This is a genomic window from Microbacterium sp. Root166 (assembly GCF_001427145.1).
GTDB lineage: Bacteria > Actinomycetota > Actinomycetes > Actinomycetales > Microbacteriaceae > Microbacterium.
Genome location: NZ_LMGL01000001.1, coordinates 1,390,553 through 1,413,899 on the forward strand (window position 1 = coordinate 1,390,553; position 23,347 = coordinate 1,413,899).

15 protein-coding genes are annotated in these 23,347 nt (G+C 69.0%); 8 read left to right on the forward strand and 7 right to left on the reverse strand.

What is annotated here, in order from left to right; translation table 11 throughout:
* Positions 1–3 precede the first annotated feature (3 nt).
* Entirely contained in the window at positions 4–636 is a 633-nt protein-coding gene (locus ASD56_RS06315) for a TetR/AcrR family transcriptional regulator (RefSeq protein ID WP_055962611.1), read from the reverse strand.
* Between the two features lie 102 nt (positions 637–738).
* On the opposite strand from ASD56_RS06315, the gene ASD56_RS06320 reads away from it, so the two are divergent.
* A complete protein-coding gene (locus tag ASD56_RS06320; protein ID WP_055962614.1) occupies positions 739–1,545 on the forward strand; it encodes a sugar phosphate isomerase/epimerase family protein in 807 nt (268 codons plus the stop codon).
* Positions 1,545–2,675, forward strand: a complete 1,131-nt coding sequence (locus tag ASD56_RS06325) for a Gfo/Idh/MocA family protein (RefSeq protein WP_055962617.1) — start codon at positions 1,545–1,547, stop codon at positions 2,673–2,675. The genes ASD56_RS06320 and ASD56_RS06325 overlap by 1 nt, the downstream gene beginning before the upstream one ends.
* 71 nt (positions 2,676–2,746) lie before the next feature.
* Here the strand turns inward: ASD56_RS06325 and ASD56_RS06330 are convergent, their stop codons facing one another.
* The 4 genes from ASD56_RS06330 to ASD56_RS06345 form a co-directional block, all read right to left on the reverse strand.
* Positions 2,747–3,382, reverse strand: a complete 636-nt coding sequence (locus ASD56_RS06330) for an NADPH-dependent F420 reductase (protein WP_055962620.1) — start codon at positions 3,380–3,382, stop codon at positions 2,747–2,749.
* A gap of 55 nt (positions 3,383–3,437) precedes the next feature.
* Positions 3,438–4,844, reverse strand: a complete 1,407-nt coding sequence (locus ASD56_RS06335) for an aspartate aminotransferase family protein (RefSeq protein WP_055962623.1) — start codon at positions 4,842–4,844, stop codon at positions 3,438–3,440.
* A gap of 190 nt (positions 4,845–5,034) precedes the next feature.
* On the reverse strand, positions 5,035–5,337 hold the full coding sequence (locus ASD56_RS06340; protein ID WP_055962626.1) for a hypothetical protein: 303 nt from the start codon (positions 5,335–5,337) through the stop codon (positions 5,035–5,037).
* Between the two features lie 86 nt (positions 5,338–5,423).
* Entirely contained in the window at positions 5,424–6,596 is a 1,173-nt protein-coding gene (locus tag ASD56_RS06345; protein WP_055962629.1) for an ROK family transcriptional regulator, read from the reverse strand.
* A gap of 133 nt (positions 6,597–6,729) precedes the next feature.
* Here ASD56_RS06345 and ASD56_RS06350 point away from each other — a divergent pair, with 133 nt between their 5' ends.
* The 6 genes from ASD56_RS06350 (at position 6,730) to ASD56_RS06375 (ending at position 17,245) form a co-directional block, all read left to right on the forward strand.
* Positions 6,730–8,028, forward strand: coding sequence for an ABC transporter substrate-binding protein (locus ASD56_RS06350; protein ID WP_055962631.1), 1,299 nt, complete (start codon positions 6,730–6,732; stop codon positions 8,026–8,028).
* A 3-nt stretch (positions 8,029–8,031) separates the two neighbouring features.
* The gene (locus ASD56_RS06355; protein WP_055962634.1) at positions 8,032–9,075 is read left to right on the forward strand and encodes a carbohydrate ABC transporter permease; all 1,044 of its coding nucleotides are present in this window, start codon (positions 8,032–8,034) and stop codon (positions 9,073–9,075) included.
* Entirely contained in the window at positions 9,075–9,971 is an 897-nt protein-coding gene (locus ASD56_RS06360; protein ID WP_055962637.1) for a carbohydrate ABC transporter permease, read from the forward strand. Before ASD56_RS06355 ends, ASD56_RS06360 begins: the two co-directional genes overlap by 1 nt.
* Before the next feature lie 2 nt (positions 9,972–9,973).
* Complete coding sequence (locus tag ASD56_RS06365) at positions 9,974–12,361, forward strand: beta-glucosidase family protein (protein WP_200947461.1); 2,388 nt, start codon at positions 9,974–9,976, stop codon at positions 12,359–12,361.
* On the forward strand, positions 12,358–13,599 hold the full coding sequence (locus ASD56_RS06370; RefSeq protein WP_055962642.1) for an endo-1,4-beta-xylanase: 1,242 nt from the start codon (positions 12,358–12,360) through the stop codon (positions 13,597–13,599). The genes ASD56_RS06365 and ASD56_RS06370 overlap by 4 nt, the downstream gene beginning before the upstream one ends.
* 121 nt (positions 13,600–13,720) lie before the next feature.
* The gene (locus ASD56_RS06375) at positions 13,721–17,245 is read left to right on the forward strand and encodes an SIR2 family protein (RefSeq protein ID WP_055962645.1); all 3,525 of its coding nucleotides are present in this window, start codon (positions 13,721–13,723) and stop codon (positions 17,243–17,245) included.
* A gap of 963 nt (positions 17,246–18,208) precedes the next feature.
* Here the strand turns inward: ASD56_RS06375 and ASD56_RS06380 are convergent.
* Together ASD56_RS06380 and ASD56_RS06385 are read right to left on the reverse strand one after the other, a co-directional pair.
* The gene (locus tag ASD56_RS06380) at positions 18,209–22,216 is read right to left on the reverse strand and encodes an endo-1,4-beta-xylanase (protein ID WP_055962647.1); all 4,008 of its coding nucleotides are present in this window, start codon (positions 22,214–22,216) and stop codon (positions 18,209–18,211) included.
* A 106-nt stretch (positions 22,217–22,322) separates the two neighbouring features.
* A complete protein-coding gene (locus ASD56_RS06385; protein WP_055962648.1) occupies positions 22,323–23,333 on the reverse strand; it encodes a LacI family DNA-binding transcriptional regulator in 1,011 nt (336 codons plus the stop codon).
* Positions 23,334–23,347: the final 14 nt, after the last annotated feature.

Genomic DNA, 23,347 nt, shown 5'->3' on the forward strand with positions numbered 1-23,347 from the left:
CTGTTAAGACGCTGAATGCGCCCCGGAACCCAAAAGTTGCGCGAGCAGATCCAGCGCGTCGTTCTGGGGCACGGACTCGTCGAGCATCCACTGGATCTGAAGACCGTCCGAGGCGGCGATCACGAGCGAGGCGACGACCTCGGGATCGACGTCCTTGCGCATGCGGCCCCCGGCCTGATTGCGGCGCACGCGGTCGGCCAGGTCGGCCCGTACGCGGGCGAACCGGCTGGTCGCGAACTCGGCGGCGTCGGGGTGCCCCGACTCGAGGGCGGCGGCGACGAGAGTCGAGTACAGCTGCACCAGCCCGGGGACCGTGTGGTTGCGCCGCGCCGACTCGGTCATGATCTCGACGGGCGAGGCGTCCGGGCTCCACGGCTCGTTCTCGTTGATCTGGCGCTCGGCTTCGCGGTACACCTCGACGAGCAGCTGCTCGCGCGAGGAGAAGTAGTGGGTCAGCGCCGCGTGCGAGACGCCGATCTCTTCCGCGATGGCGCGGAGGCTCGTGCGGGCCGCCCCGCGCCGGGCGAAGACCTCGATGGCGCGATCGAGGATCTGCTGCCGGCGTGCGAGCCCCTTGGCGTAGGGGCCGCGTGCGCGAGCGGCGGACTCGTCCTCGGTGGTGGGCTCATCGGGCATGCAGGCATCCTATCGTTCAAAACCTCCACATGGAGGTTTATGCTAGCGTGCTGTCGAGGCGCCGCGCACGGCGCTCGTCGACGCCGACCTCAGGAGGTTCCCATGACGGCACTCACATCCGTCCAGCTGTTCACGGTAAAGGACGCGCTCGAAGCGGACCTCGACGGCACTCTCGCCGAGATCGCTCGCCGCGGCTTCACCGCGGTCGAGCCCTACGACTTCGTTCGCCGCGCGGAACCCCTCGCCGCGTCGCTCGCCGCTCACGGCCTGGTCGCCCCGACCGGCCACGCGATGCTGGCGACCGAGACCTTCGTCAACCCGGACGGCAGCGGCACGGAACTGCCGGTTCCCAGCCACGACGCAGTCTTCGATGCCGCCGAGACGCTGGGCATGGGCACCGTGATCGACCCGTACACGACCGCAGAGCGCTGGACGACGCGCGAGCAGATCGAGCACACTGCCGGGCTGCTCGACGCCGCCGCCGAGCGGGGCGCCGCACGCGGCATCCGTGTCGGCTATCACAACCACGCTCACGAGCTGGAGGCGCAGATCGACGGGCAGACCGGCCTCGAGGTGCTCGCCGAACTTCTCGACCCGCGCGTCGTGCTCGAGGTCGACCTGTACTGGGCGGCTCGTGCGGGGGTCGACCCCGCTGCACTGCTGCGCACGCTCGGCGACCGGGTCGTCGCGGTCCACGTGAAGGACGGCACCCTCGACCCTGAGGCGATCAAGGCGTACCCGCCGGCCGACCAGGTTCCCGCCGGGACGGGCAGCGTGCCGCTGGCCGAGGCGCTGGACGCGGCATCCGCTCTCGAGTTCGCGATCGTCGAGTTCGACGCTTACTCGGGCGACCTGTTCGAGGGCATCGAGCAGAGCCGGGTCTTCCTCGACGAGCGGGCGGCCCGCTGATGGGCGCCCCCGTCGGCGTCGGCATCATCGGCGCGGGGAACATCAGCGACCAGTACCTGTCGAACCTGACGCGCTTTCCCGACGTGCGGGTGCTCGCGATCGCCGATCTGATCGAGGACCGCGCGCGGGAGCAGGCCGAGAAGTACGGCGTGCCGCGCTTCGGAGGGATCGACACCGTCCTCGCCGATCCCGAGATCGAGATCGTCGTGAACCTCACGATCCCCGCGGTCCACATCGAGGTCTCCGAGGCGATCCTCGCCGCCGGCAAGCACGTGTGGACCGAGAAGCCCATCGGCGTCGATCGTGCGTCGTCACTCGGAATGCTGGAGAAGGCGGATGCCGCGAGCCTGCGCGTCGGCGTCGCGCCCGACACCGTGCTCGGCCCCGGCGTGCAGACCGCCAAGCGGGCGATCGCCCGCGGCGACATCGGGCGGCCGCTGTTCGCGCAGACGACGTTCCAGTGGCAGGGCCCGGAGCTGTTCCACCCGAACCCCGCGTTCCTCTACGCCGTCGGCGGCGGGCCGCTGCTCGACATGGGGCCGTACTACGTCTCGACCCTCATCCACGTCTTCGGTCCCGTCGCGGCCGTCGCCGCGCTCGGCCTCAAGGGCAGCGAGAAGCGCGCGGTGCAGGTCGGTCCGGCCGCGGGCGAGGAGTTCCCGGTCGAGATCCCGTCGACCGTCTCGGCGCTGTTCCAGTTCGAGGAGGGCGGTCAGGCCCAGAGCCTGTACAGCACCGACTCGCCGCTGTACCGCCACGGGATCGTCGAGATCACCGGCACCGAGGGCACCCTCGTGATCCCTGACCCGAACACCTTCGGCGGCCCCATCACCATCACGCGTCCGCTGGCCGAGATGGTGGTGCCGCCGGCCGTGATGCAGCAGGAGATCGTCGACGTGCCGCAGGAGGGCGTGCTCGCCGGCCGCGGCATCGGGCTGCTCGACATGGCCCGCTCCATCCGCGCCGGCCGGCCCCACGTGGCGACCGGCCGCTTCGGCTTCCACGTGCTCGACACGCTGCTCGCGGTCGAGGAGTCGGTCGAGGCCCGCCAGTTCGTGCCCGTGCAGAGCACGGTGGACGAGGTCGGCTCGATCTCGGCTGACTTCGACCCCTTCGAGGCGACGCTCTAACGTTTGATCTCGCTCAACGACCGGCGCGGACCGGCCGGTCGTTGAGCGAGGAGCGAAACGCCTCGCGCAGGTCAGCGGGTCGCGCGGGCCAGGTTCTGCTCGAGCTCCGACTTCGTCTGACGCGTCACGTACGCCGGGCGGTCGCGCTCGACGCGCCAGCTCTCGGCGACCGAGCCGATGTCGACGGTGTCGAAGCCGAACTCGTCGTACAGCGCCGTGACGTAGGCCGCGGCATCCGGATCATCGCTCGCCGTGGCGAGGGCACGACGGTCCTCGGTGCCGGCGGGGGTCCCGGTGGTCAGGATGTCGCTCGCGAGGATGTGGTTGAACGCCTTCGCGACCTTCGACTCGGGCAGGTGCCGCTGCAGCAGACCGGTCGTGGTCGTCTTCCCCTCGTCGAGCTCGGGGATGCGGCCGTCGCGCTCCCAGTAGTAGTTGTTGGTGTCGAGCACGATCTTGCCGGCGAGCGGCTCGACCGGGACGTCGGCGATCGCTTTGAGCGGCACCGTCACGACGACGACATCTCCGGATGCCGCGGCCCCCGTCGCCGTCGCGGCCGTGGCCTTCTCTCCCAGGTCTGCGACGAGGTCAGCGAGGGTCTCAGGACCCCGCGAATTGCTGATCACGACCTCGTACCCGCGCTCGACGAGGCCGCGCGCAAGGGCCGATCCGATGTGTCCTGCTCCGATGATTCCCACAGTTGTCATGCCGAGGGGGAACGCCGGGACGCGTCATCCATTCCCGCGATGTCGGTGGGTTTCCTCAGAGGCGGGTCCAGGCCTCCGTCAGCACGGAGCGGAGGATCTGCTCGATCTCGGTGAACTCGCTCGGGCCGACCGTCAGCGGCGGTGCGAGCTGGATGACCGGGTCGCCGCGGTCGTCGGCCCGGCAGTACAGGCCGGCGTCGAACAGCGCCTTGGAGAGGAACCCGCGCAGCAGGCGCTCGGACTCGTCGTCGTCGAAGGTCTCCTTGGTGGCCTTGTCCTTCACGAGCTCGATGCCGAAGAAGTAGCCGTCCCCGCGGACGTCGCCGACGATCGGCAGATCCTTGAGCTGCTCGAGAGTCGACCGGAAGATCGGCGAGTTCTCGCGCACCCGCTCGTTGAGACCCTCCTCCTCGAAGATGTCGAGGTTCTCGAGCGCCACGGCGGCCGAGACGGGATGACCGCCGAAGGTGTAGCCGTGGTAGAACGCCCGGTCGCCGGTGCGGAAGGGCTCGTAGATCTTGTCGCTCACGATCGTGGCGCCGATCGGCGAGTAGCCGCTCGTCATGCCCTTGGCGCACGTGATCATGTCGGGCTCGTAGCCGTAGGCGTCGCACGCGAACATGTGGCCGATGCGCCCGAAGGCGCAGATGACCTCGTCGCTGACGAGCAGCACGTCGTACTTGTCGCAGATCTCGCGCACGCGCTGGAAGTAGCCGGGCGGGGGAGGGAAGCACCCGCCGGAGTTCTGCACCGGCTCGAGGAAGACCGCGGCGACGGTGTCGGGGCCCTCGAACTGGATCATCTCCTCGATGCGGTCGGCCGCCCAGACGCCGAACTCCTCGAGGCTGCCCGTCGGGGCGCCCATGTCGGCGGCGCGGTAGAAGTTGGTGTTCGGCACCCGGAACCCGCCCGGGGTGACCGGCTCGAACATCGCCTTCATGGCCGGGATGCCGGTGATCGCCAGAGCCCCCTGCGGAGTGCCGTGGTACGCCACCGCGCGCGAGATGACCTTGTGCTTGGTGGGCTGGCCCTGCAGCTTCCAGTAGTACTTCGCGAGCTTGAACGCGGTCTCGACGGCCTCGCCGCCGCCGGTCGAGAAGAACACGTGGTTGAGGTCGCCGGGTGCGTACTCGGCGAGGCGATCGGCGAGCTCGATCGCGGCCGGATGCGCGTACGACCAGATCGGGAAGAACGCGAGGGTCTCGGCCTGCTTGGCGGCGACTTCGGCCAGGCGCCGGCGGCCGTGCCCGGCGTTCACGACGAAAAGGCCTGCCAGCCCGTCGATGTACTGCTTGCCCTTGGAGTCCCAGATGTGGTGACCCTCGCCCTTGACGATGATCGGGACGCCGGGGCCGCCCTCCTCCATCACGGACTGGCGGGCGAAATGCATCCACAGATGGTCCTTCGCCATCTGCTGCAGCTCTGCCTCAGTGCGGGCGTGGCGATCGGTGGTCGTCGACATTGCGGGCCTTCCGTCAGGACTTCTCCTCACGCTACTCGCGCGCCCGCACGGCGGCTATGACGGTCCGTCCTGATCAGCGGACGGATGCGGCGGACCGTCCGTGCGCCCGCACCGCTACGGCGAACCGTCGCGCGTGGTCGTGTGACAGGGCGTCAGGCGACCACTGGCGACGGTTCGGCGCCCGCGACGGTCAGTAGGCGGGCCCGGCGTTCGGGTTCGGCTCCGTGGGAGCCGGCGTCGTCGGCTCGGCGGGCGCCGGATACGTCGGCTCCTGCGGATTCGGCGCGAGCGGCTCTTCCGGCGCGGGGAAGGTCGGCTCACTCGGGAACGGCGACGGTGTCTCTCCGGGGATCGACGGCTCGGGCTTTCCCGGAGGGGTGGGGCCGCCCGGATCTCCGGGAATGCCGGGGGAGCCGGGGTCGCCCGGGACGCCGGGGAGTCCGGGGGCGCCGGGCAAATCAGGGCCGCCGGGGAAGGTGTTCGGATCGCTCATGGCTGGTCCTCTCTCGAGGTTCCAGGGTGCGCCGGGGCGCGGCATCCGCGACACCCGTTGACCGGTCCGGCGACCCGGTGTAGACGTCAGACGGTGACGCCCGCGGGATCGGCCAGCAGGCGCTCGAACGCGGCCTCGGCGGCGCCGATGAGCAGGCGGTTCTCGGCGAGGGAGGCCACGCGGATGTCGAGGCCCTCCATGTTCGCGGGCATCGCCTGCGCGGCCACAGCGTCGGTGAGGGCTTCGAGGTCGGAGGCGGCGAGGGTGGCCAGGAAGCCGCCGAGCACGACGACCGAGGGGTTCAGCACGTTGACGGCATTGGCCAGGGCGGTGGAGAGGATGCCGCGCTGCCGCGTCAGCTCGGAGGCCACCGCGCCATCGGCCGACGAGGCGAGGGCCTCGGCGAGCGTCGGCTCGTCGGCGGCGGGGAGGCCGACCACCTCGAGCAGGCGGCTGCGGCTGACCTCGTCCTCGAGCACGCCGCCGTCGGCGCGGCGGTCGGTCTCGGAAGCGATGCCGGGACGGTTCTGCCCGAACTCGCCGGCGTAGCCGCCGGCGCCGGCCACCGGCATCCCGTGCACGATCAGTCCGCCGCCGATGCCGCTGGCTCCGCCGTTGAGGTAGACGACGTGGTCGATTCCCCGGGCGGCACCATAGAGGTGCTCGGCGAGGGCGCCGAGGCTGGCGTCGTTGCCGACCACCGTCGGCAGGCCGGTCGCGTCGGCCACGAGGTCGCGCACCGGAGCATCGGTCCACCGCAGGTGCGGGGCGTCGCGGACGAGGCCGTCGGCGGCGCGCACGAGCCCCGGTACGGCGAGTCCGACCGCCATGAAGCGGGCATCCGTGAGGGGGCCGGTGCGCCAGGCTTCGAGCCGCGCGGCGATGAGCTGAGCGGTCTCGTCCGGGGTGAGGAGGTGATCGAGATCGATGCGCTCGCGCAGCACGAGCTCGCGGTCGAGGCCCACGGCCGCGATGGTCAGGGCGTCGACCTCGGGGTTGGCGGCGATCGCGAGGACCCCCGGTGCGACGGCGACGACGGGGGAGGGCCGGCCGACGCGACGCGAGGGGTCGGGGGCGCGCTCTTCGACGAGTCCTGCGCCGACGAGTTCGGCGACCAGGTCGGCTATCGTCGAGCGGTTGAGACCCGTGGCCTCGGTCAGCGTGGCGCGCGAAAGCGGTCCCTCGAGGTGCACCAGACGCAGGAGGCGCGCGAGGTTGCGCTGGCGGACGCTCTCGGCGCCGGTGGGCAGATCGGTCATCCCCCTCACTGTACGGCCGGGCGAGGGATCCGGCACGTATTTGTTGCTCTTGACGCCAAATGGCGTTCGACGTACTCTTGCAACGTCCAGATCACTTTCGACGTGGATGTCGAAACTTTCGAGAGGTTCGAAGATGAACACACGCAGCAGGACGAGGCTCGCAGCAGGCCTTGCCGCGACCGGCCTCGCCATCGGAGCGCTCGCCGGCTGTTCCGCCGGCGGCGGCGACGCGAACGGCGACGGCGGCGACGAGGTCACGCTCACCTGGTGGCACAACGCGACCAACGGCCCCCTGCCCGAGGTGTGGGAGGAAGTGGCCGCCGAGTTCGAGGAGGCCAACCCCGGCGTCAACGTCGAGCAGACCGGTTACCAGAACGAGGAGCTGCAGCGCACGCTCATCCCGAACGCCCTGGCAGCCGGCGACCCGCCGGACCTGTTCCAGGTGTGGCCGGGCGGCGAGCTGCGCGACCAGGTCGAGAACGGCTACCTGATGCCGCTCGACGACGCGATCCCCGACACGATCGAGTCCGTGGGCGCGACCGTGAACCCGTGGCAGGTCGGCGGCGAGACGTACGCGATCCCCTTCACCTTCGGCATCGAGGGCTTCTGGTACAACACCGAGATGTTCGACGAGGCAGGCGTCGAGGTCCCGACCACGTTCGACGAGCTGGTGGAGGTCGTCGGCGCACTGCGCGAGTCCGGCGTCACCCCGATCGCGGTCGGCGCCGGCAGCGGCTGGCCCGCCGCGCACTGGTGGTACCAGTTCGCACTGAAGTCCTGCTCGCCCGAGACCCTCGCGGCGGCGCAGGAGGAGTTCGACTTCAGCGACGAGTGCTTCGTCGAGGCGGGCGAGCAGCTCGAGGCGTTCCTCGGCGAGAACCCGTTCCAGGACGGCTTCCTCGGCACCGTCGCGCAGGAGGGCGCCGGCAGCTCGGCAGGTCTCGTCGCGAACGGCCAGGCCGCCATGGAGCTCATGGGCCACTGGAACGCCGGCACGATCGGCGGGCTCACCGCCGACCAGCAGGTGCCGCCGTTCCTCGGCTGGTTCCCGGTGCCCGGCATCGAGGACGCCGCGGGCGACCCGACCGCAGCCCTCGGCGGCGGCGACGGATTCGGCTGCTCGGCCGAAGCCCCGCCGGAGTGCGCCGACCTGCTCGCGTACATCATGAGCGAGGACGTCCAGGCGCGCTTCGCCGCCAGCGGCTCCGGCATCCCGACGGTGCCCGCAGCCCAGTCCGCCATCGAGGACGAGAACCTCAAGATGGTGGCCGAGGGCCTGGCCGAGGCATCCTTCGTCCAGCTCTGGCTCGACACCGCCTTCGGCACCACGGTCGGAAACGCCATGAACGAGGGCATCGTCAACCTCTTCGCAGGCACCGGCACGCCCGAGGAGATCGTCCAGCGGATGCAGGACGCGGCAGCGACTCTGTAGGCCATGACCACTCTCACCACCCCCGGGCCCGCGGTCACCGCGGGCCCGGGCCCTGCTCCCGCGCGCCGCCCACGGCGCGATGACCGGCGCAAGCGTCTCGAGATCGCCTTCTTCATGACGCCCGCGCTCGTGCTGTTCCTCGGCTTCGTGATCCTGCCGGTGATCCTCGCCGCGGTGTACAGCCTCTACAACCTCCCGGCCGCGTTCCAGTGGTCCGACCTCGCAGACCCCGCCCGCTTCGTCGGGCTCGACAACTACGTCCGTGCGCTCACGACACCCGAGTTCCAGCGCGCGGTCGCCAACACGTTCTTCATCCTCGTGGCGTCGCTGCTCATCCAGGGGCCGCTCGCGATCGGCATCGCACTGCTGCTGAACCGGCGTATGCGCGGCCGCAGCATCTTCCGCCTCCTGATCTTCGTGCCCTACGTCCTCGCCGAGGTGATCGCGGGTCTGGCCTGGAAGCTCATGCTCCAGCCGGCCGGTGCGGTCAACGCGACCCTCGAGGCCGTCGGCCTGGGCGCGCTCGCGAAGAACTGGCTCGCCGACCCGACCATCGCGCTGTGGACGATCTTCTTCATCCTCACCTGGAAGTACATCGGCTTCGCGATCCTGCTCATGCTCGCCGGCCTCCAGGGCGTCCCCGATGAGCTCGCCGAGGCCGCCGCGATCGACGGCGCCAGCTGGTGGCAGATCCAGCGGCACATCACCCTGCCCCTGCTCGGACCCACGATCCGCATTTGGGCCTTCCTGTCGATCATCGGCTCGCTCCAGGTCTTCGACATGATCTGGGTCACCGTCTCGCCGGCGGTGCGCCGCATCGCGACCGAGTCGATGGCGACGTACATGGTGCAGCAGGGACAGTTCGCCGGCCAGCCCGGCTACGGCAGCGCGATCGCCGTGATCATGTTCGTCATCTCGCTCGTCATCGCCCTGGTGTACCAGCGCTTCGCGCTGCGCCGCGACCTGGCGGGAGCCATCACGCGGACGGGCTCGGGGCCGAAGGGCAAGAAGCCCGGTGCCCGCGACAAGAAGGAAGGCATCAACTGATGTCCGCCACCACCACCATCGTCACCGGCGTCGACGGTCCGCACGACACGGCGCCCGCCGGCCGTAAGTTCGACTGGGGTCAGCCGTTCGTCTACCTCGTCGCGCTCGTCATCGCCGCGGTCGCCATCGGGCCGGTCATCTACGTCTTCATGGGCGGCCTGCGCACGACCGCCGACCTGAACGCCAACCCGGCTGGCCTTCCCGACCCGTGGACGCTGCAGAACTGGATCACGGTGCTCAGTGCCCCGCGGTTCTGGGGCAACGTGTTCGCGAGCAGCCTGCTGGCGGTCGCCACGACCGTCGGCGTCGTGATCGCCGGCCTGATGGCGGCGTTCGTGCTCGCGCGCTACGACTTCCGCGGTCGCCAGGGGCTGTACACGCTGTTCGCCGCCGGGCTCATGTTCCCGCTGACCGTCGCCGCGCTGCCGCTCACGCTGCTGCTGCGCACCCTCGGCCTGCACGGCACCTATCTCGGCGTGATCATCCCCGGCATCGCGTTCGCGCTGCCGACGACGATCATCATCCTCGTCCCGTTCCTGCGGGCCATCCCCGAGGAGCTCGAGGAGGCCGCGATGATCGACGGCGCCACCCGCATCGGGTTCTTCTGGCGGATCATGCTGCCGCTCGCCAAGCCCGGCCTCGTGACCGTGGGCATCCTGGCCTTCGTCGCGAGCTGGAACGGCTACCTGCTGCCCCTGCTCGTGATCAGCACCGGGTCGCTGCCGCAGGAGCTGTGGCCGCTGCCTCTCGGGGTGACCCAGTTCTCGACGCAGTACTCGCAGGACACCGGAGCGGTGCTCGCCTACACCTCGCTGGCGATGATCCCGGCGCTGGTCTTCTTCCTCCTCGCCGAGAAGCGGATCGTCGGCGGACTCACCGGGGCGGTGAAGGGATGACCATGTCACCGCAGACCCAGACCGGCACGTCCGGCGCTTGGCGCGACACGAGTCTCCCGGTCGCCGAGCGCGTCGCCGCGCTCATGGCCGAGATGACCGTGGCCGAGAAGGTCGCGCAGCTCTACGGCGTGTGGGTCGGCGCCTCGGACGACGGCGAGGATGTCGCGCCGCACCAGCACGAGATGGACGACCACGTCGACCTCGATGCGATCCTGCCCTGGGGTCTCGGCCAGCTCACGCGTCCGTTCGGCACGGCGCCGGTCGATCCGGCATCCGGGGCGCTGTCGCTGCAGCGCGCCCAGCAGAAGATCGTCGCCGCCGGACGGTTCGGCATCCCGGCTCTCGCCCATGAGGAGTGCCTCGCCGGCTTCGCCACGTGGGGTGCGACGGCCTACCCCGTGCCGCTCAGCTGGGGCGCATCGTTCGACCCCGACCTCGTCCGCGAGATGGGTCGACGGATCGGCGACGACATGCGCTCGGTCGGCGTGCACCAGGGTCTCGCCCCCGTGCTCGACGTCGTGCGCGACGCCCGCTGGGGTCGCGTGGAAGAGACCATCGGCGAGGACCCGTACCTCGTCGGCACGGTCGCGACGGCCTACATCCAGGGCGTCGAGTCGGCCGGCGTCATCGCGACGCTCAAGCACTTCGTCGGATACTCCGCCTCGAAGGGTGGCCGCAACCTGGCACCCGTCTCGGTGGGCGCGCGCGAGCTCGCCGACGTGCTCCTGCCCCCGTTCGAGATGGCGATCCGCGAGAGCGGCGTGCGCTCGGTCATGAACTCGTACACCGACCTCGACGGCATCCCCACGGCCGCCGACGCGTCGCTGCTCACCGGACTGCTGCGCGACGAGTGGGGGTTCGAGGGCACCGTTGTCGCCGACTACTTCTCGATCGCCTTCCTCAAGCAGCTGCACGGCTACAGCGAGGGGTGGACGGATGCCGCGCGCGACGCACTCGCGGCAGGCATCGACGTCGAGCTGCCCACCGTCAAGACCTTCGGCCCGGCCCTCGTGCAGGCCGTCGAAGACGGCGCGGTCGACGAGGCCCTGATCGACCGGGCGCTGACCCGCGTGCTGCGCCAGAAGGCGGAGCTCGGGATGCTCGACCCCGACTGGTCGCCTGTGCCTCCCGCGCTCGCCGCGGTGCGCCACGGTGCCGCCGGGCACGACGTCCGCGGCAGCGTCGACCTCGATCCGCCCGCCAACCGCGACCTCGCCCGGCGCCTGGCCGAGGAGGCGGTGATCCTGCTCTCCAACGACGGGGCACTGCCGCTGCGCAAGCCGCGCCGGATCGCGGTCGTCGGGCCCGTCGCGGCCGACCCGTACGCCGTGCTGGGCTGCTACTCGTTCCCCTCGCACGTCGGGGTGCGGCATCCGGAAGTGCCCATCGGTCTCACGCTGCCGACGCTGCGCGACGTGATCGCGGCCGAATTCCCCGACGCCGAGATCGTCTTCGCCCGCGGCACCACCGTCGACGGCGGCGAGACCGACGGGTTCGCGAAGGCGGTGGCCGCGGCATCCGCTGCCGACGTCGTCGTGATCGCGCTCGGTGACCGCGCCGGACTCTTCGGCCGCGGCACAAGCGGGGAAGGCTGCGATGTCGCCGACCTCTCACTGCCCGGCGCGCAGCAGGCGCTGCTCGACGCCGTGCTCGACAGCGGCACCCCGACGGTGGTGACGCTGCTCGCCGGCCGCCCCTACGCCCTGGGCTCGGCGCCCGAGCGCGCGGCGGCGATCGTGCAGACGTTCTTCGCCGGCGAGGAGGGCACGGGGGCGATCGCCGGCGTGCTCAGCGGCCGGGTGAACCCGAGCGGTCGCCTGCCCGTCAGCGTGCCGCGCGATCCCGGCGCCCAGCCGTCGACGTACCTCGCCGCGACGCTCGCGCGCCGCAACGAGGTCTCGAACATCGACCCGACCGCGGCATTCCCGTTCGGCCACGGTCTCGCCTATTCGCACTTCGTGTGGTCGGATGCCGCGGCCTCGGCACCGGAACTCTCCGTGGACGGGTCGGTCACGGTGTCGATGCACGTCGGCAATGCCGGCGACCGCGATGGGGTCGAGGTCGTGCAGCTGTACGTGCACGACCCGGTCGCCTCGGTGGTGCGTCCGGTGCAGCGTCTCATCGGCTACGCGCGGGTGCCGCTCGCGGTGGGCGAGCGGGCTCAGGTGTCGTTCGACGTCGCCGCGGACCTTCTGTCGTTCACCGGCGCCGGGGGTCAGCGCATCGTGGAGCCCGGCGCGATCGTGCTCGGTTTCGGGCGCTCGAGCGGGGAGATCCCGCTGACCGTTCCCGTTTCCGTGGTGGGTGAGACCCGGGTGGTCGATCGCGCGCGCACGCTGCACGCCGACGTGCGGGTCGAGGTGGAGTCGACCGCGGGGCAAGAGTTGTGAGCGCGACCGCTGCTGAGGATCGGTTCGAGCATCGGCGGGGGAGCGCGCTCGTCCGCGTGCTCGACGCCGACGGCGCACCGCTGCGCGACACCGAGGTCGTCGTCGAGCAGGTGAACCATGCCTTCGGCTTCGGCAACATCGGGTTCGACCTAATGGACCTCGCCGAAGGCCGGGGAGCACCTGGCGACGAGCAGCTCGCCGCCGACTGGCTCGAGCTGTTCAACGCGGCGACGCTTCCCTTCTACTGGGGCGACTTCGAGCCGACCGAGGGCGCCCCGCAGACCGAGCGCCTGCGCGCCGCGGCGCGATGGTTCGGTGATCGCGGAGTGGCCGTGAAGGGGCATCCGCTCGTCTGGCACACCGTGCAGCCGGACTGGCTGCGCGCGTACGACCTGGACGGGATCGAGCAGCGGCTGCGAAGTCGCGTGCGGCGCGAGGTGTCGGCGTTCCGCGATGTCATCCCAACTTGGGACGCCATCAACGAGCTCGTGATCATGCCTGTCTTCGATCGCGACGACAACGCCGTGACGCGCCTCGCCTGGAACCGCGGACGTGTCGCGATGGCCAAGCTCGCCTTCGAGGAGGCGCGGGCCGCCGATCCCGGAGCGACGCTGCTGCTGAACGACTTCGACCTCAGCACGGCGTACGAGTGCCTGATCGAGGGGCTGCTCGAGGCCGGGGTGCGGATCGACGCGCTCGGCCTGCAGACGCACATGCACCAGGGGTACCGCGGCGAGGACGAGGTGCTCGCGATCGCCGACCGCTTCGCCCGGTACGGGTTGCCGCTGCACTTCACCGAGAACTCGCTGGTCGCGGGCGCGCTGATGCCGCCCGACATCGAGGACCTCAACGACTACCGCGTGGACGAGTGGCCGAGCACGCCCGAGGGTGAGGCCCGGCAGGCGGACGAGATCGAGCGCCACTACCGCGCCCTGGTCTCGCACTCCGCGGTGGAGTCGATCACCTACTGGGGCATCACGGACCGCGGGGCGTGGCTGGGGGCGCCCATCGGGCTCGTGCGGGAGGACGGTTCGCGAAAGCCCGCGTACGACGCGCTTCGAGGGCTGATCGCGGGCGAGTGGTGGCTGCCGCCGACGACAGTGAGGACGGATGCCGAGGGCCAGGTGCTCGTGGCCGGCTTCGCCGGCGACTACGCGGTGCGCCGCGAGGGAGCGTCAGCCGAAGTGAGCCTCGAGCGCGGGCGCCATGACGACCGCGTCGAGGTGGGGCTGCCCTGATCCTGCCTCGTGGCTACCACCAGTCGGCGGACAGCGGTGCGGAGGATTTGCGCGCCGCGAGAGTCGAGGGCGTTGCATCGATCCTTCGCGGTTGGCAGACCATCACCGGCATGATTGAGCGATGTGGATAACGGGCGCCGTTGATGTGCCAGACGACCTGATTACCTCCCTCGAAGAGGGCAACCTCGTGATCTTCGTGGGAGCCGGTGCGTCGATGGACGACCCTTCCGGTCTCCCAAACTTCAACACCCTTGCCGATCTCATTGCCAGCAGTCACTCGACGAAGACCCGGGGCACGCGGCCAGCAGATCAGTTCTTGTCTGATCTCAGGGACGACGGGGTCGATGTGCATACGCACGCCGCGACCGTCATCGCTGCCCCAACGTCGCTCCCGAATCGCAATCACGCTGCGCTCGCCGAGATAGCCGCCTCCGGCCCGGCGCCACGCATCGTCACCACCAATTACGACATGCATTTGTCGCAGGCGGCCACGGGATTGGGTCGCGAGTTCTTGGTCTACGCCGCCCCGGCATTGCCGCTTGGACATGACTTCGACGGGATAGTTCATGTTCACGGCGCACTGTCGGGTGCTCCGAAGGCCCTAGTTCTTACTGATGCGGACTTTGGGCGTGCCTATCTGACGGAGGGTTGGGCGGCGCGGTTCCTGAACGACTTATTCCGCAGGTACGTAGTGCTGTTCGTTGGGTATAGCCACGAAGACGTCGTGATGACCTATCTCGCGCGGGGACTGCACGGATCGCAACCTCGCTTCGCCCTGGTGTCCGCGGCGGACCAACACGACTGGAGGCGGTTGGGCATCACGCCCATCATCTACCCCTCGTCTGGTCATGACCATTCGGCGCTGACGGATCTCCTTGAAGAATGGGCGCGCCGCGCCAAGATGGGTGCACTGGACCACACTGAGCGCGTGCGCCAGCTCGTTTCTGGCCGGCCACCGCTGTCCCCTGTCGAGAACGACTACTTGCTGCGCGTAATCCGCACGGAAGTCGGCGCTAGAGCCTTCGAGAGAAATGCCGGACGCGAGTGGCTCGCCTGGATAGCGAGCTCTGAACTCTTCGCCGAGAGCGTCACGGCATCCGGAAGAGTGGGCGCTTCTGCGGGGCTGATGATCACCTGGTTTGTTCGTCACTTCGCAACGGAGACGGAAGGCCTCGCAGAAGGTCTGCAAGCGATACGGCAGTTCGATCAGATGGCCCTTGGGGACACGTTCGTTACAGCACTGCTTACGACGCTCGCCGCAACTGACTCCTCTGATCGGACGGTCGCGGGGGCCTGGCTCAGCGCTTTGTCCCAACGCATCCGCACGGACACTTCGAACACGCTTCAATACCAGTTGCGCGGCCTCACCTTTCCAGAGGACTCCGACGTCGCTGCAATCCTGCTCGATGTCCTCTTGACACCGCGTGTCACGCTAGATGAGCCTTTCAGGCTCTTCGAGCCGGATCGTGCCCGCCTTCCTCGCGCCGAGATCGTGTGGGTCCCCGATGAGTATTGGCTTCGAGAGTTCTGGAACTCCCTCGCTACGGAACAAGCACGTGAACTATTCGCAGACGCAGCGAACCGAGCGCTCATACTCGCCTACTCGCTCTTGAATGCACACGGCGGTCCGAACGCCTCTGACGGAGCCGCCTGGTGGCGCCCGGCAATCGAACCCCATGAGCAGAATGGCGACTCGCTCGTCGATATCTTGATCGACTCACTACGGGATCGCGCAGACCGGGTAGGAGGCAGCGAGGGCGCCGAAGCACTGCAGTCCTCGTGGTGGTCTACCGGCCACAAACTCTTTCGACGACTCAGTGTGTACCTCGAGGGAGTGCGGACAGACCATGATGCTGACGCGCGCGTTGCCTGGCTCCTGCGCCAGAGTCTCATCCACGACTTCGACGTCAAGCACGAAGTGTTCTGGCTATTGGGTCGAAACGCCGCGGAGATCTCCGCAAGTACCAGCGCGAATCTTATTGATGCGGCCCTGGCCCGGCCCTCTTTCGGTGCGGTCGACGTTGACGGACGCCATCGGCAATACGCGATCTACAACCTCCTAACCTGGCTCGAACAGCATGCCCCGGGCATGCCTGGACTGGCAGACGCTTCTGAGAGCATCAAGGCAGCGAATCCCGACTTCCTCCCACGAGAACACCCCGATTTCGACGTGTACATGACGACGGGCACTTGGGAGGATCGCCCCCCAGCGCCCTTGGATGACTTCCGTAGCCGAGTGCAGGATGACGCCGAGGCGGCGCTCGAATGGTTGCAGTCGCAGAACTACAGCAGTACCGACTTCGATGCAGTGTCCTCCGATGGCGCAGCACGCTTGGTCTCGGGGCTCGCGAAGGAGTCGCCGCGATTGGTTGTTCGCTTGTGGCACACCGCTGTGGCCCAGGGCGACCAGCCGGTGGATGTCCGCGCGGCAATCCTCGATGGCTGGAACGCAGCCGAATTGGATGGAGACGCATGGAGGGAGGTTATTGGGGCCCTATCGACGGCCACGACGACGGACCAACAGGACCGAAGTCTCGCTAGATTGCTGCAGACCGCAGTGGCGGAGTCGCAGCCCGACGACGCCATCGCTGAACGGGCCACAACAATCGCCGAGGCGCTCGTTCAGTCCCGAGCAGCCGCATACGCGACATCCGCGGAGTCCTCGCTGATGCTGGGACTGAATTCTTGGCCGGGAACGATCGCCCAAATGTGGACGACGTTCTTTAGCAGGCTGTGGTCAGCAAATCGGGACGCCTGGCGGGGAATTCCCGACCAATACCACGATGCAATTCTCGCCATCACGCTCGCGGTTGACGAAACGGCCAAGGCGACCCACCCGGTCTTGGCCGCCGAAGTCTACTTTCTGTTTGCCGCCGATGAAGATTTCACCACCAGGCACCTGATCCCGCTCTTTGATCCTGCGTCGAATCCGCACACCGTGTTGGGCGTATGGGACGCCTACACGCACGGTCCCCGTCTGAACGACAGGATGATTGCCGCGGGCTTCCTAGACGTACTGCTGCGTGGTGCGCCGGTGGCGGAGCAGCTTCCGAAGCACCTATTCAACAACTACTGCTCTCTGCTGGTATCCGCCTTGCTCTACGGTGGCATTGCTGAAGATCAGCGGTCGGTCGCTATCCGCAGCATCTTCACTGGTAGCTCGGCTCTTCGGGAGACAGTGGTTGAGCTCCTTGTGGCGAAGCTGACTGAATTTGATTACGGCGATTCCGCCGGCGCTTGGGATACGTGGGTCGCGCAGTTAGTTGCGGCGCGAGCGGGCGGTTCGCCGAGTCCGATCGCGGAGACCGAGAAGGCGCGCTGGAACGCGATTTACGCGGCGATTCCGGACCGCGCCGACGAGGTCAGCTTGGCTCTGGAGCTGCTAGCTGGCCCCTTTTCGTTGCGCCTGCCGCCGAGCAGCTACGCCCGGCTTGAAGCTCTCGCGCGCACGCACCCGCGCGCTACGCATCGCTTCCTTAAGCATTCACTCATCAGCTGCGCCGCGGCGGATGGATTCTCCCTTTCTCGACTCGAGGAGACGGTGCGACTGCTGGTGGCGGCTCTTGGAACGAATGAGTTGCGGCCAATTGTCGATCGACTGGTTGGTCTTGGTGCGCACGAAGCCGAGTCGTGGTTGTCACCGTGACCCGATAGGTTGCTGCACTCGTAACTCGCGTCGCCTCGGCGACGAGGATGTCATCGCGGCCTCGGAAGCAGAAAGATGAAGAGCGGGTACGGGCACGAATAGGAGGCGCTTGCCAACACATGGACATCGCGAGAGCAACGACGGAAGCCGCGGGCCCGTCGAGCGCTAGTTATCGCGCTGAGGCTCGCAGACGGGTCACTGAGGGGCGCCTATCGGCGGGTGTCGTACCCCCGGACTAACTTCATCACCATGGACATTGGACTCGTGATCGCGTTGGTGGGCGTTGGCGGGACGGCGTTCGGTGCTCTCATCGGTTCGGTCACGACCGCCGGCCTCTCAGCCAGCAATGCTCGGAAGGTTGAAATTCGCGCGAACGTTCGGAGCGCCGCCAACGAGCTGCTCACGGCGCTCGGAGCAGTGCGGGCGGTAGCGCGACGCTCGCTACCGGTGAATTCGCTCGATGGTGAGGACGTCTCCGCCGCCGTCACCACTTGGGGCGATGCCGTAATCAGGCGCGGAGATCAGTTCCCTTCGGACGCGCGCCACGTAGGGCGCAGTGTCGTCGACGCCCTCGCGGAGCACGTGGGGATCGCTGCCCGTGCACACCGTGACCCGAGGTGGGGTTCGTTGCCGCTTGGCGGAATCACTGAGGACGGACGTGATACTGCCATCGCCTACATCGACCATGTCAGCGCGTGGATCAGTCGTAGCGAACAGAAGGGCACGTGGCTCCCTGGGCCGACGCGCTATCACGAATGGGTTCGTGAGTATGAACGTCGACGCTCGGAGCCGATCCCCAGCCGCCTGGACTGGATCCTTAGTCGACTTGCTAGCGAGCGTTCCGCCACTTAGTCGGAGCAGCGCATTCGCACGGCGGCAGCTTGCGCATGGAGACGCTCCCTAATGCTACTCGCGAGAAGGGCCGGGAGCTGCTCGCGCGACCCCCGGCCCTTCTCGACCTCGCTACTTCTTCTTGCCGGGCGGCACCGTCACCGGGTCAGAGGCAGCGGTCGCGGCATCCAATCCCTCGATCGTCGCGGTGACGACCACGGTGAGCACCGCGCCGGCGTCCTTCGGCTTGACCTTGTACTCGGCCTTGTTGGCGCGGGGGATGTCGACCCCGTCGGCCTGCCAGCGGTAGGTGAAGGTCAGGCCGTCCGTGTCCCACGTGCCGGGGGTCGCCGTCAGGCGCTGACCCACGAGCGCGTCGCCCTCGATCGTCGGCAGCGTGAGGTTCGCCGGAGCGGTCGGGACCACGACCTCCGGCAGCAGGCGACCGACTCCCCAGCGAGCCGTGGACTGGTAGCCCGCGCCTGTCGGGTCGGCCCAGTTGCGGATCGACGTGCGCTGGCCCTCGGCCGCGTCGTTCACCTGGAAGTCCAGGCCGTGGAAGGTGTCGGCTCCGCCGTACTCGAGCAGGCTGATCGCGGCCTCGACCACGTACCCTCCGTCGACCAGTGCGGTCGCGCTCTGCACGCGAGCCCGCTGGAAGGCCTCGTCGCCGGTGCCGAACGACACCACGTTCGCGGAGCTGATGCGAATCTGCGAGTCGTCGTAGCGGTACGAGCCGTTCTTCGCGTTGCCCGGGTCGACGTAGATCTCGACCGAGTCCTGGATCCAGGGATCCGACCCGCTCACGTCCACCACCGGGTCGGCGACCTGCGCCACGACATACAGGGTCTGGTCCTTCCAGAGCGTCCGGACCGTCGCCGTCGCGCCAGAGGTGCCGACCACCTGCTTGTCGGTGGACACCGTGCCCGCGGCATCCCACAGTCCCTCGATCGTGCCGTCGATCGCCGGAGCCTCCGCGGTGGCGGCGACCTCCAGGTACGACAGCGGCTCGACGAGGGTCAGCGTGCCCACCTGTCCGGGGGTGTTCCAGCCGTGCACGGTCGTGCCGTCGGTGACGCGCACGTCGAGGCCCAAGGTCGAGCCTTCGGTCGCGGGCGTGGGCAGCGGCAGCGAGACGACGAGGTCGTAGCCGCCGGTCCGCTCTGTCACGACCGCGGCCACGCCGGCAGTCGCGCTCGTGCCGTCGCGGCCGACTGTCACCACGGCGCCGCCGTACTCGAACGCCACGGCGTCCGTCGCGTCGGCCGTCGCATCCTCGACCCGCACGTATGCAGTCAGGTGGTCCGGGCTCCAGCGCAGCTGGAACGCGGCGGCGTCGTCGATGACGTTGAGCGGCAGCTTGCGCCACTCGAGCGACCCGGTCGCCTGCGCATCGATGGGCACGTCGCCCTGGAACACGTTCGCCGTGCGCAGCCGCGCGGGCAGGTCGGCGTCGGCGGCGCCGTAGTACGCCGGCTTGGCCTGCAGGCCGTCGTCGAACAGCAGCGGAGCACCCGACGACGAACGCCAGCTGCGCCCGTCGGTGAGCCCCCACACCGTCACCGAGAACAGGTCGTCGGTGTGCTCGCGGAACACTCGGAAGGCGTCGCGGTAGTAGTAGCCCTGCTCGATGAGCTTCGCCGGCGTCACCGGAGTGCCCGTCGTGACGTCGAGCTCGGTGACCGCCTGCGTGACGGGCAGGTCCTGGAACGCGACGATCGCGTCCTCGAGAGCGCCGACCGGCATCGACAGGCTGACGTGGAACTGGTGCCCCACGCCGTCCACCGGCACGCCGCGCGACAGCATCCGCTCGACCAGCGCGTGCAGGCGCGCCTGCTTGCCGGTCTGCTCGGTGTTGTAGTCGTTGATGAACAGCGTCACCGGACGCTCGGCCCCGGCCGCGGCGTAGACGCCGTTGAAGGACTCCTCCGCGTAGCGGAACGCCAGGTCGATGAACTCCTCGCCCAGGATCCGGTACCACTCGCTGCGCCGCAGGCCGTCGGCGTAGTCCGCGCTGTCGGAGACGACCTCGTTGACGACGTCGAACGCGTACAGCGGGTTGGTGTCGCTGCCGAACGCACCGTACGTGTCGCTGAGGTGCTCGGCCACCGCGAAGATGTGCGTGCGCAGGCGATCGCGCAGGATCTGACGGTCCGCCTCACTGGTCGTGAGCGGCTGGCCCGCGGCATCCTGGAAGAAGAACGCCGGCGTCTGGCTGTGCCACGCGAGCGTGTGCCCGTACACGCCGAGATCGTTCTCCTGCGCGTACTCCATGAGCGCGTCGGCCTCGGGGTGCGGCGTGAACACGCCGTTCGCGTCGTACCAGGCCTCCGGCTTCATGTAGTTCTCGCTGGTCACCTGGTCGAAGTGCTTCACCAGCAGATCGGATGCCGCGCCCACCGTCTCGCGGCTGTCGATGGCCACGCCGAGCGGGAAGTCGACGGTGTCCTTCAGCGGCTGGAGGTCCTGGATGACCGCCGGCTCGGGAGTGCGCACGACGATGTCGTCGAGCAGCAGGTCGGACGTGTTCGTGCCGTTGTAGTTCGTCTCGAAGTACAGCAGCGCGCTGTCGGCCTCGCCCATCGTGAAGGTCGCGGTCACCTCGGTCCAGCCGCTGTTGGTGACTCCGGTGAACTGGCCGAGGGTCGCGTAGCTCGTCGTGCCGTCAACCGTGCGGGCGATGCTGAGCCAGACGGCATCCACCGCCTGGCCGGCGGGGAACCGCACCCAGGCCGAGAGCTCGTAGGTCACGCCCGCCTCGAGGATCCCCGTCACGTCGCGGCCGATGCCGCTGCCCTGCGACGTGCGGCCGGTGACCGCCGCTGCCTGGGCGCCGCCGTGCGCGTCCGCGGTGGTGATCGCGACAGTCGGCGCGCCGGAACCGGAGTCACGGGGGCCCCAGCCGTCGAGTCCGTCCTCGAAGTCGGTGCTGATCGCGGTCGTGCCGCCCGCGGGCGGGGCGCCTGCCGGGAGGGTGAACCTCCATCCCTCAGCGAGGCGCTCCGACACCACGGTCTTCACGGCCGCGAGAGTGCCGGAGCGGTCGCCGCCGCCGTCGTGTGCGAGCACGACCTCGCCCGGCTTCATCGCCGCGCGCAGGTTGGCGGTCAGCGTCGGGATGTCCTGCGTCGCCCAGTCGTTGATGGTGTTGATGACAGCGAGCGGCTGCATGCCCAGCGAGACCGCCGCCGCGGGCGTCTGGCCCCAGCTGCCGTTCGGTGCCCGGAAGAACGGGACCTTGGCGTTCGGGTCGCCGAGCGCCGTGCGGATGATCTGCAGGTTCTGCGCCATCCGCTGCTGCGCGTCGGCTGCCGAGAGCGAGCCCATGTCGTCGTAGGTGGTCGAGTGGTTGCAGAGCGTGTGACCCTCGGCGACGATCCGCTTGAGGATGTCGGCGCCACCGGGTGCGGTGATGTTCTGGCCGATCACGCAGAACACCGCCTGCAGGTCGTTGGCCTTCAGGTAGTCGAGCAGCGCGGGCGTGGTGCCCGGGTTCGGGCCGTCGTCGAAGGTGAGCGCCGCGACGTTGCCGCTGCCCTGCGCGAGGCTGACGGGCGTGGGCACCGGGTTGGGTGCGCCGCCGGGGACGACCTCCGGGTCGGGGAGGCCGGAGTCCTCGGTCGTGACAGAGATGTCGTCGACGAGGTAGCTGTAGGGCCCGGTGAGGTCGGCCGTGCCGATGTAGACCTGCAGCGCGGCGGGGTCGGCGTCGGCCGGAACCGCGAACTGGCCGGTGACGGTGGTCCAGGCATCCGCTGTCATGGTCGTGTTGCCGATCCAGGTGTAGGTGGGCTTCATGACGAAGCGCACGCCCGCTGAGCCTGACGTGCCCTCGGCCAGTCGCACCCGCATCGAGAACGAGTAGGTCTCGCCGGGCGTGTAGATGCCCGCCGGGCTCTGCAGGCCCACGTAGTCGGCGGCGCGGTCAGCCACCAGCAGCGCCTTGCCGCCGTCGACGTCGACGACCGACAGGATGCCAGCGCCGCTCTGGGTCCAGGTGCCGGTCGTGCCGTCCTCGAAGTCGACGCTCGACACGGTGACGGGCTCAGCCGAGGCCATGCCTGCCGGGACGACGACGAGAGCGGCGGTGACCGCTGCTGTGGACGCGATCGCGAGCAGACGGCGAATGGAATGACGCATCGTAGGCGCTCCTTTGCGCGGGGGATATGTGGCGAGGGCCAACATATGTTCCGGGCGCTGACGAGCAGCCTGACCGTTACCGTTAAGTTACGAAACTTCTTCGAAACTATCGAGAGCGTGGCGCAGCGGTGCTGCCGCGCACGACGAGGTGGGTGGCCAGGTCCATCCGGAGGGTGTCGGGCACCTCGCCCTCGGCCATGCGCAGCACCAGGCGGGTGGCCTCCTCGCCCATGCGCTTGAGCGGCTGGTGCACCGTCGTGAGCTGAGGGCTCATCCAGCGGGAGAGGGCGATGTCGTCGTAGCCGACGACCGAGAGATCGTCCGGGACGGAGAGGCCCACCTCGCGTGCCGCCGCGATCGTGCCGAGTGCCTGCAGGTCGCTGCCGGCGAAGATCGCGGTCGGCGGATCGGGGAGCGCAAGGATCTCGCGCGCGCACGCCTCGCCGCCCGTCGTGTGGAAGTCGCCGAAGCGGATCCATGCCGGGTCGATCGGAAGGCCCGCCGCGTTCATCGCCGAGCGGTAGCCGTCGACGCGGGCCAGCGAGCACATCATGTCTTCCGGGCCCGTGATCGCCGCGATGCGGCGGTGGCCCAGCTCGATCAGGTGGCGAGTGGCCATGAGGCCGCCCGACCAGTTCGCCGATCCGACGCTGGGCACGTCCGGCGGCGGGTCGCCGGCGGGATCGACGATGGCGAAGGGGATGCCGCGGGAGCGCAGCATGTCGCGGTGCGGGCCGCCGATGTCGGAGAAGACCAGGACCACTCCGGCCGGACGCCGGCGCAGGACGCCTTCGATCCAGTCGGGCGCGGGGGCGTGGCGGTCGCCGCTGACCGTGAGGACGACGGAGAGCCCGGCGGCGTGCGCGACGTCTTCGACGCCTTCGATGACCTCCATCGACCAGCTCGACTCGAGCTCGTGGAACACCAGCTCGAGCAGCTCGCTCCGGGGGGAGGACGACCGCCGGGTGTAGCCGTGCCGCGAGAGGTGCTCCTCGAGCCGGACCCGGGTGGCGGGCGCCACGTCGGCTCGGCCGTTGAGCACCTTCGACATCGTGGCGAGCGATACGCCGGCCTCGGCGGCGATCTCGGCGAGAGTGACACGTGACGTGCTGGCCATGAGGCGATCTTAGG

Bases quoted from the DNA above. Each gene is read 5' to 3' on its own strand.
- ASD56_RS06315 (WP_055962611.1), bottom strand. From the start codon at position 636: ATGCCCGATGAGCCCACCACCGAGGACGAGTCCGCCGCTCGCGCACGC.
- ASD56_RS06320 (WP_055962614.1), top strand. From the start codon at position 739: ATGACGGCACTCACATCCGTCCAGCTGTTCACGGTAAAGGACGCGCTC.
- ASD56_RS06325 (WP_055962617.1), top strand. From the start codon at position 1,545: ATGGGCGCCCCCGTCGGCGTCGGCATCATCGGCGCGGGGAACATCAGC.
- ASD56_RS06330 (WP_055962620.1), bottom strand. From the start codon at position 3,382: ATGACAACTGTGGGAATCATCGGAGCAGGACACATCGGATCGGCCCTT.
- ASD56_RS06335 (WP_055962623.1), bottom strand. From the start codon at position 4,844: ATGTCGACGACCACCGATCGCCACGCCCGCACTGAGGCAGAGCTGCAG.
- ASD56_RS06340 (WP_055962626.1), bottom strand. From the start codon at position 5,337: ATGAGCGATCCGAACACCTTCCCCGGCGGCCCTGATTTGCCCGGCGCC.
- ASD56_RS06345 (WP_055962629.1), bottom strand. From the start codon at position 6,596: ATGACCGATCTGCCCACCGGCGCCGAGAGCGTCCGCCAGCGCAACCTC.
- ASD56_RS06350 (WP_055962631.1), top strand. From the start codon at position 6,730: ATGAACACACGCAGCAGGACGAGGCTCGCAGCAGGCCTTGCCGCGACC.
- ASD56_RS06355 (WP_055962634.1), top strand. From the start codon at position 8,032: ATGACCACTCTCACCACCCCCGGGCCCGCGGTCACCGCGGGCCCGGGC.
- ASD56_RS06360 (WP_055962637.1), top strand. From the start codon at position 9,075: ATGTCCGCCACCACCACCATCGTCACCGGCGTCGACGGTCCGCACGAC.
- ASD56_RS06365 (WP_200947461.1), top strand. From the start codon at position 9,974: ATGTCACCGCAGACCCAGACCGGCACGTCCGGCGCTTGGCGCGACACG.
- ASD56_RS06375 (WP_055962645.1), top strand. From the start codon at position 13,721: ATGTGGATAACGGGCGCCGTTGATGTGCCAGACGACCTGATTACCTCC.
- ASD56_RS06380 (WP_055962647.1), bottom strand. From the start codon at position 22,216: ATGCGTCATTCCATTCGCCGTCTGCTCGCGATCGCGTCCACAGCAGCG.
- ASD56_RS06385 (WP_055962648.1), bottom strand. From the start codon at position 23,333: ATGGCCAGCACGTCACGTGTCACTCTCGCCGAGATCGCCGCCGAGGCC.